Here is an 829-nt window from a genome sequence, read left to right as displayed (position 1 = left end):
AACAGGAATAAAATCAACCAGACAAAATGGAATTTGTGAAATAGTAGTAGGTATATTGAGATCTGAGTTATTAAATCATATTATTCCATTTTATCAGAAACATTTGGAGTATTTTATCATCCTGTCAGGACACATCAAGACATTAACTGGCAAACTCCAATTTTATAGGACAAGCCTCCAGAAAGTAAGGTGAAAAATACTAAATTAGTTTCAAAGCCAATTCTTGGAGGACTTTATCACAGCTACAAAAAAGCTGCCTAAAAGTTACAGCTTTTTAAATACCTTATTTTGTTATGCAAAAAACAAGCATCTTGGTTTTAATTACCAAAGTGCTTGTTTTTTTGCATGAGTTATTATTGTTTTTAAAAGTATAAATTTGTATGGGACACTTGCTTTATTTGTTAAATGTTGGTGCATATTTTAGCCCGATTGAATTATTGCAACCTACACCGTGCTTCTTCTTATTTTTTCTTTAAAATATTCATAAAACGTTGACTGTAATCCTTTGGTAATTGTGGTTTAAATAATAACATCATGATTTCTTTTATTCTATCTTCTTTATCAGAATTTTCAACAGCTTCCCAAAAATCAATTTGATTAAAATCACACTCAACATTAAACGTTAATCTGTTAATATGGAAATCAATAGCATTCCACACATCATCACTAATTGTATATGATTTAATATGCTCTTTGTAACGCTTAATCATTTTATCATATCTAAATATTAACTCTTCTTCAGAAATCTGCTCCATTATTTTGAAAAATAAATCTAAATTTTTATTTAATAGAGCCAACTCTAATTGATCGTAAATCTCCATAGAAAATC

1 protein-coding gene and 1 pseudogene are annotated in these 829 nt (G+C 28.2%); one reads left to right on the top strand and one right to left on the bottom strand.

Features of this window, described 5'->3' with window-relative positions; genetic code table 11:
- Positions 1-193 (top strand): annotated as a pseudogene (locus tag RBH29_RS17805) (hypothetical protein); the annotation flags it as partial.
- Between the two features lie 268 nt (positions 194-461).
- Here the strand turns inward: RBH29_RS17805 and RBH29_RS17800 are convergent.
- Positions 462-829 (bottom strand): hypothetical protein (locus tag RBH29_RS17800; RefSeq protein ID WP_306698353.1); only part of this gene is annotated, 368 nt, incomplete at its 5' end.

This window comes from Herbivorax alkaliphila, from assembly GCF_030848475.1.
Classification (GTDB): domain Bacteria; phylum Bacillota; class Clostridia; order Acetivibrionales; family Acetivibrionaceae; genus Herbivorax.
Note: the sequence above shows the minus strand (reverse complement) of the source record. Positions and strands in the feature narration are given on the sequence as shown.